The organism is Pseudoflavonifractor phocaeensis (assembly GCF_016901735.1).
Taxonomy (GTDB): domain Bacteria; phylum Bacillota; class Clostridia; order Oscillospirales; family Oscillospiraceae; genus Pseudoflavonifractor_A.
Window position 1 is genome coordinate 1 of sequence record NZ_JACLZC010000097.1, and the last position, 6,932, is coordinate 6,932.

Here is a 6,932-nt window from a genome sequence, read left to right on the forward strand (position 1 = left end):
TTCCACCGCTTTCGACAGTTGTTTGGGACGACCCTTACTTCCACGACCGCGTCGCTCTACTGTAAAACCTTCCGGTCCCTCCATCAGGTAGATCCGCTCCCAATCTTTGGTCCGAGTGACTGGATTCGAACCAGCGGGAGGGCCGGCGTTCCGCCTGCCCTCCCGGGCAGCGGCCGATTTTTACGCGCCTCCGGCGCCAAGAGGCCGCTGGTTCGGGGTAACCTTTGCAAAAACAAAAACCGTCTGCGTTTCCACAGACGGTTTTGTAAGTCCGAGTGACTGGATTCGAACCAGCGGCCTCTTGAACCCCATTCAAGCGCGATACCAAACTTCGCCACACCCGGATCTATTCTCTTGCGCTGTCCCTGACAGCTCGTTTATTGTAGCACACTCTGTTTTCTTTTGCAAGCCCTTTTTTCTCTTTTTTCCCGCCGCTTGACAAATTCCCCCAATCCTCGTATACTAATACATCATCAATCAAATATCACCGGGGAGCTTGTGTGCAGGCTGAGAGGGAGTCATCCAACTCCGACCCGTGAACCTGATTTGGGTAATGCCAACGTAGGGATGCGAAAAGCGGATGCGTCAGGTTGGCGCATCCGTTTTTTAATTGGAACGCCAGGAGGTCGAGAACCGGCAGAAGAAACGCCGTCTGTGCCGGGAGACGGCGCGGCAAAGGGGGAGCGCCCTGGGCCGTGTTATGTGCATACAGCGATGGGAAGCCGTGTTCCGGCGTGAGAGGAAGCCAGAAAGCTTCGACCGCCTTTCCTGCTTTCAGGAAAGTATCACATCCGAAAAGGAGCTGTATCCAACCATGAGATCCACCCGCCTCCAGAAGCTGACCATTGCCGGCATCCTCACCGCCGTCGCCGTGGTGGGCAGTATGTTCTCCTTCCCCTTCCTGGGCTCCAAATGCGCCCCCATCCAGCATATGGTCAACATCATCTGCGCCGTCTTTCTGGGCCCCTGGTACGGCGTGGCCGTGGCCTTCGTGGCCAGCCTTCTGCGCAATATCCTGGGCCTGGGAACCCCCATGGCTTTTCCGGGCAGTATGTTCGGCGCGCTGCTCTGCGGCCTGGTCTATGCCAAATTTCCCAGGCTTTTCCCCACCTGCGCGGCGGAGGTCTTTGGCACCGCCGTGCTGGGCGGTCTGGCCGCCTATCCCGTGTCCGTCTACGTCATGGGACAGTCCGCCGCGTTTTATGCCTTTATCATCCCCTTCCTCATCTCCACAGCCGTGGGGTCCGTCGTCTCCTGGGTGGTCCTGTCCGCCATGTCCCACTCCGGCGTGATCCGCCGCTTACAACAGCCATGACCGCGCCGGGCCTGTATCTGGACCGGGTGCGGCAAAAGCAGCCCCTGGTCCACAACATCACCAACTATGTCACCGCCAACGACGTGGCTAACCTCCTCCTGGCGGTGGGCGCACGGCCCATCATGGCCGACGACCCGGCGGAAGCCGCCCAAATCACTGCCGGCTGCGACGCCCTCCACCTGAATCTGGGCACCCTCAGCAGCCGCACCGTCCCCTCCCTCCTGTCCGCCGGCCAGGCCGCCAACCGGCTGGGCCATCCGGTGGTGCTGGACCCAGTGGGGGTGGGCGCTTCCGACTTTCGGGCAAAAACCGCCCGGGAGCTGCTCAAAACCGTTAAATTTTCCGCCGTCCGGGGCAATATCTCCGAGATCCGCACCTTGGCCGCCCTCCACAGCGCCGCGCACGGCGTGGACGCCGACCCGGCCGATGCCATTACCGAGGACCGGATGGACGCGGCAAAGGACTTGATCCGGTCCTTTGCCCGGCGAACCGGCGCGGTGATTGCCGTCACCGGCGCGGTGGACTTGGTGGCCGACGGGCAGCGCTGCTTTGTGGTCCGGGGCGGACGGCCCGAGATGGGAAGGGTCACCGGCACCGGCTGCCAGCTCTCCGCCCTGACCGCCGCTTTTCTGGCCGCCAATCCGGACGAGCCTCTGGAGGCGGTCACCGCCGCCGTGTGCGCCATGGATCTGGCCGGTGAGCTGGGCTGGGACAGACTGGCCCCCGGCGAGGGCAACATGGCCTACCGGGACCGCATCATCGACAGCATCTACCACATGACCGGCTCACAGCTGGAGAAAGGAGCCCGTTTTGCACTGGAATAACCAAACCTTTTTGCTCTACGCCGTTACCGACCGGACCTGGCTGGGTGAGCGGACCCTCTATGAGGTGGTGGAGGAGGCCCTCAAGGGCGGGGTCACCTGCGTACAGCTGCGGGAAAAGCACCTGGATCAGGAGGCCTTCCGTGCTGAAGCCCGCGCCCTGCTGCCCCTCTGCCGCCGGTACGGCGTGCCCCTCATCATCAACGACAATGTGGACGTGGCTCTGGCGGTGGATGCCGACGGCGTCCATCTGGGCCAGGAGGATCTGGACCTCCCCCACGCCCGCCGGCGCCTGGGCCCGGACAAGCTCATCGGCGTCTCGGCCCACAACGTGGAGGAGGCCCGCCTCGCCCAGGCACAGGGCGCGGACTATCTGGGCGTGGGGGCCGTGTTCGGCACCAGCACCAAGGACGACGCCAGCGCCCTGCCCCCCGGTATGCTGAAAAAAATCTGCGGAGCGGTGGACCTGCCCGTGGTGGCCATCGGCGGCGTCAACACCGGCAACCTGCCCCGGCTGACCGGCTCCGGCATGGCCGGCGCGGCCATCGTCAGCGGCATTTTTGCACAGCAGGACGTGGAAGGAGCCGCCCGGACCTTAAGGGCCATGCTCACTGACCTGGTCTCTTCCAAAAACTGAATCCCTCGCGGCGGATTGGGGGCACCACCTTCCGTCGCGTTACAAAACGGCATTGCTGAAAGGAGTTTTTTCTATGGTCACAGCATTGACGATCGCCGGAAGCGATTCCAGCGGAGGCGCCGGTATTCAGGCAGACATCAAGACCATGACCGCCCATCACGTCTACGCCATGAGCGCCATCACGGCCCTGACCGCCCAGAACACCACCGGCGTCAGCGGTATCCTGGAAGTCCCCCCGGAATTTCTGGCCCAGCAGCTGGACAGCATCTTTACCGACATTCCGCCCCAGGCGGTGAAGGTGGGGATGGTGTCCTCCGGTTCCCTCATCGCCGTCATCGCCCAAAAGCTCCGCCGGTACGGCGCGGCGCACATCGTGGTGGACCCGGTGATGGTGGCCACCAGCGGGGCCCGTCTCATCTCGGAGGAGGCCATTTCCGTGCTGAAAGAGGAGCTTTTCCCTCTCGCCGAAGTGCTTACCCCCAACATTCCCGAGGCGGAAGTGCTCTCCGGACTGACCATCACCGACGGGGCCTCCATGGAGCGGGCGGCGGAAGCCATCGGCAGCCGCTACGGCTGCGCGGTGCTCTGTAAAGGGGGCCACCGGGTCAAAGACGCGGACGATGTGCTGTGGAGCGGCGGGACTATCACCTGGCTCCACGGCAAGCGCATCGACAACCCCAACACCCATGGCACCGGCTGCACCCTCTCCAGCGCCATCGCCGCCAACCTGGCCAAGGGGCGCGGACTGGTGGAAGCGGTGGAGCAGGCCAAGCGCTACCTCTCCGGCGCGCTGGCCGACGGGCTGGACCTGGGACAGGGCAGCGGGCCCATGAATCATGCCTTTGCCATTTCCGGCGATTACGCCGATCTGGAAGTCTGACTGGATACGAAAAGGAGCAGAGAAAACCATGGAACGCAATTATACCACACAGATGGACGCCGCCCGCAAGGGGATCGTCACCCCCGAGCTGAAGGCCGTGGCCGAAAAAGAGTACATGACCGTGGAAACCCTGATGCCGCTGGTGGCTTCTGGTAAGGTGGTCATCCCCGCCAACCGCCTCCACACCTGCCTCAACCCCGAGGGCGTGGGCTCCATGCTGCGCACCAAGATCAACGTCAATCTGGGTGTCTCCCGGGACTGCAAGGATTACGACGTCGAAATGCAAAAAGTCCTCTCCGCCGTCAATATGGGCGCCGAGGCCATTATGGACCTGTCCAGCCACGGCAACACCCAGCCCTTCCGCCAAAAACTCACCCGGGAGTGCCCCGCCATGATCGGCACCGTGCCCGTCTACGACAGCGTCATCCACTACCAGCGGGACCTGGCCACCCTCAGCGCCCAGGACTTCATCGACGTGGTCCGCCTCCACGCCCAGGACGGCGTGGACTTTGTCACCCTCCACTGCGGCATCACCCGCAAGACCATCGACCAGATCCGCAAGCATAAGCGCAAGATGAACATTGTCTCCCGGGGCGGCTCCCTGGTCTTTGCCTGGATGTGCATGACCGGCCAGGAAAACCCCTTTTATGAGTACTACGATGAGATTCTGGACATCTGCCGGGCGTACGACGTGACCATCTCCCTGGGCGACGCCTGCCGGCCCGGCTGTCTGGCCGACGCCACCGACGTGTGCCAGATCGAGGAGCTGGTCCGCCTGGGCGAGCTCACCAAGCGGGCCTGGGAGAAGGACGTACAGGTCATGGTGGAGGGCCCCGGCCATGTGCCCATGGACCAGATCGCCGCCAACATGAAGGTACAGCAGACCATCTGCATGGGCGCCCCCTTCTATGTGCTGGGCCCCCTGGTCACCGACATCGCCCCCGGCTATGACCACATCACCTCCGCCATCGGCGGAGCCATCGCCGCCATGAACGGCGCCGCCTTCCTCTGCTATGTCACCCCCGCCGAGCACCTGGCCCTCCCCAACGTGGAGGACGTAAAGCAGGGCATCATCGCCTCCAAAATTGCCGCCCATGCCGCCGACATCGCCAAGGGCATCCCCCATGCCCGGGACATCGATGACAAAATGGGCGACGCCCGCCGGGCTCTGGACTGGGAGGGGCAGTGGGCCTGCGCCATCGACCCGGAGACCGCCAAGGCCATCCGGGACGACCGCTCCCCCGAGCACGACGACACCTGCTCCATGTGCGGCAAGTTCTGCGCCGTGCGCTCCATGAATAAGGCTTTGAGCGGCGAATACATCGACATTCTCTGATTCCCTGTGTCCCCCGAGGGCGACCCCTTGGAGATTTATACGAACAGCGATGGCGGGGTCATTTTCAAAAAATATTCCCTGATGGGCGGTCTGGGGGATTTTGTGGGGCAGATGTGCGACACCCTCAACAAAACCACCGGACACATGGCCATCATTACCGACCGGGACACCTGCCTGGCCGTGGCCGGTCCCGGCAAGCGGGAACTCACCGACCGGCCTCTCTCACAGGGCCTGGAGCAGATCATGGAGAGCCGGGGCATTTATCAGCACCATCCCAACGAAACCCCCATCCCCGTGATTGAGGGCGCCAGCCGTTACCTCGTCTCCTGCGCCGCCCCCATTCTGGCGGAGGGCGACGTGCTGGGCTGCGTCCTCTTCGCCGGCGGCGATGAGGAAATGGAGACCAGCGAGACCGATTATAAATTGGTCCAGACCATCTCCACCTTCCTGGGCCGCCATATGGAGGCCTGACCTTCTTTTTCCGCAAAAAAACAGGCGGAGCTGTCTCCCTTTTGGGGTTGAGACGGCTCCGCCTGTCTTTTGTTCAGTCCTTTTTTCGGCTCATGCTGGCGTTGGTATAGGCCGGATCGCCGGTGACCTCCCGCCCGAACCAGTCCGGCGGCGTAAAGGACAGCGCCTCCTCCCGGGTGGGAAACTCCACCTCCGCCACTGTCAGCGGGGCAAAGGGCGGTCCGAACCGGTCCAGCTCAATGGTATAGGCCCCGTATGGAAGGTAATACCGCTCCTTGGTGATGACCGTCCCGTCAGCCTTGGCCAGCAGACCGCGGTACGCCTCCTCCGTCAGCGGCAGCTCGAACTCCTCCCGCACCATCAGACCGGGCCCCTTGCAGGTCAGGATAAAGCGCTCCCCCTTCCGCCGCACCCGTACCACCGGGTCGGTGCAGAGATACCCCTGCTCGATGGTCTCGTGGGGGTATCCCTCCGTGTCCGGCGGCGGCGTTTCGATGAGGAACTTTCGCTCGATCTCCATAAAGGCTCCTCCTTTTATTGGTTTTATCCTATTTTATCCAAAATCCCATTTTCTTTTCCATCATAATCTACAATTCTCTCCGTTGCAAGCCAAAATTTTCCCTCTCAGTCCCCCCGTTTTTCTGTCAATTTATCTGTCTTGTCACCTATAATGCCATATGGTATAATGTCTGCACTTTGAGATGGAAGGTGAACCGAAATGGAGATCGCGCAAGAGATCCGGGCGTTGAAAAAGGCGCGGGACACCGTGATCCTGGCTCATTACTATGTGGAGCCGGAGGTACAGGAGTTGGCCGACTATGTGGGCGACTCCTTTTTTCTGAGCAAAAAAGCCGTGGAGCTGCCCCAAAGCACCATCCTGTTCTGCGGCGTATCCTTTATGGGAGAGAGCGCCAAGCTCCTCAATCCGGAAAAGACCGTTCTCATGGCCGAGCCGGCGGCCGACTGTCCCATGGCCCACATGGCCGACCCCCGGGCCGTGGCGGAATTGCGGCGTCAGGACCCCGACCTGGCGGTGGTGTGCTACATCAACTCCACGGCGGTGCTGAAAGCCTGCGCCGATGTGTGCGTCACCTCGGCCAACGCGGTGGACATCGTCCGGGCCCTTCCCCAGCGGCGCGTCCTCTTTTTGCCTGACCGGAATCTGGCGCGCTATGTGGCCGCCCAGGTGCCGGAAAAGGAGATCCTCCTCCCCAACGGCTTTTGTCCCACCCACGACCGGATGCTGTCCGACGAGGTGGAACGCCTCAAAGCCCTCCACCCGGAGGCTCTGGTGCTGGCCCATCCCGAGTGTCCCCAGGCCGTGACGGACGGGGCCGACTATGTGGGCAGCACCAGCGGCATCCTCCGCTTTGCCGCCGGCAGCGACGCCCCCGCCTTCATCATCTGCACCGAACACGGCGTCCGCCATCCCCTGACCAGGGACAATCCCGGCAAAGCCTTCTACTTCCCCC

Annotated in this window: 8 protein-coding genes, 1 tRNA gene and 1 riboswitch; of the genes, 7 read left to right on the plus strand and 2 right to left on the minus strand. The window is 62.6% G+C overall.

Going from position 1 to position 6,932, the window contains the following annotated elements; translation table 11 throughout:
- Positions 1-270 precede the first annotated feature (270 nt).
- A tRNA-Pro gene (locus H7U37_RS13970) sits at positions 271-344 on the minus strand.
- Between the two features lie 134 nt (positions 345-478).
- A riboswitch (TPP riboswitch) is annotated at positions 479-586 on the plus strand.
- A gap of 228 nt (positions 587-814) precedes the next feature.
- Here H7U37_RS13970 and thiW point away from each other — a divergent pair.
- The 6 genes from thiW to H7U37_RS14000 all read left to right on the plus strand — a co-directional run bounded on the left by thiW (position 815) and on the right by H7U37_RS14000 (position 5,460).
- Positions 815-1,315, plus strand: coding sequence for an energy coupling factor transporter S component ThiW (gene thiW, locus H7U37_RS13975; RefSeq protein WP_204876653.1), 501 nt, complete (start codon positions 815-817; stop codon positions 1,313-1,315).
- Positions 1,312-2,139, plus strand: coding sequence for a hydroxyethylthiazole kinase (gene thiM / locus H7U37_RS13980; protein WP_204876654.1), 828 nt, complete (start codon positions 1,312-1,314; stop codon positions 2,137-2,139). The genes thiW and thiM overlap by 4 nt, the downstream gene beginning before the upstream one ends.
- Positions 2,126-2,773, plus strand: a complete 648-nt coding sequence (gene thiE / locus H7U37_RS13985; RefSeq protein WP_204876655.1) for a thiamine phosphate synthase — start codon at positions 2,126-2,128, stop codon at positions 2,771-2,773. The genes thiM and thiE overlap by 14 nt, the downstream gene beginning before the upstream one ends.
- A 73-nt stretch (positions 2,774-2,846) precedes the next feature.
- Entirely contained in the window at positions 2,847-3,653 is an 807-nt protein-coding gene (gene thiD, locus H7U37_RS13990) for a bifunctional hydroxymethylpyrimidine kinase/phosphomethylpyrimidine kinase (RefSeq protein ID WP_204876657.1), read from the plus strand.
- 28 nt (positions 3,654-3,681) lie between these two features.
- On the plus strand, positions 3,682-4,989 hold the full coding sequence (gene thiC / locus H7U37_RS13995) for a phosphomethylpyrimidine synthase ThiC (RefSeq protein ID WP_204876660.1): 1,308 nt from the start codon (positions 3,682-3,684) through the stop codon (positions 4,987-4,989).
- A gap of 27 nt (positions 4,990-5,016) precedes the next feature.
- Positions 5,017-5,460: a stage V sporulation T C-terminal domain-containing protein gene (locus H7U37_RS14000; RefSeq protein WP_243413601.1), complete on the plus strand. Its 444-nt coding sequence runs from the start codon at positions 5,017-5,019 to the stop codon at positions 5,458-5,460.
- Between the two features lie 73 nt (positions 5,461-5,533).
- Here the strand turns inward: H7U37_RS14000 and H7U37_RS14005 are convergent, their stop codons facing one another.
- Positions 5,534-5,980, minus strand: coding sequence for a CYTH domain-containing protein (locus tag H7U37_RS14005; protein ID WP_204876661.1), 447 nt, complete (start codon positions 5,978-5,980; stop codon positions 5,534-5,536).
- A 198-nt stretch (positions 5,981-6,178) separates the two neighbouring features.
- Here H7U37_RS14005 and nadA point away from each other — a divergent pair.
- Positions 6,179-6,932: quinolinate synthase NadA (gene nadA / locus H7U37_RS14010; RefSeq protein WP_204876662.1), on the plus strand; the 754-nt coding region annotated here is incomplete at its 3' end.

Coding starts and splice junctions, on each gene's coding strand:
- thiW (WP_204876653.1), top strand. CDS start 815: ATGAGATCCACCCGCCTCCAGAAGCTGACCATTGCCGGCATCCTCACC.
- thiM (WP_204876654.1), top strand. CDS start 1,312: ATGACCGCGCCGGGCCTGTATCTGGACCGGGTGCGGCAAAAGCAGCCC.
- H7U37_RS14005 (WP_204876661.1), bottom strand. CDS start 5,980: ATGGAGATCGAGCGAAAGTTCCTCATCGAAACGCCGCCGCCGGACACG.
- thiD (WP_204876657.1), top strand. CDS start 2,847: ATGGTCACAGCATTGACGATCGCCGGAAGCGATTCCAGCGGAGGCGCC.
- thiC (WP_204876660.1), top strand. CDS start 3,682: ATGGAACGCAATTATACCACACAGATGGACGCCGCCCGCAAGGGGATC.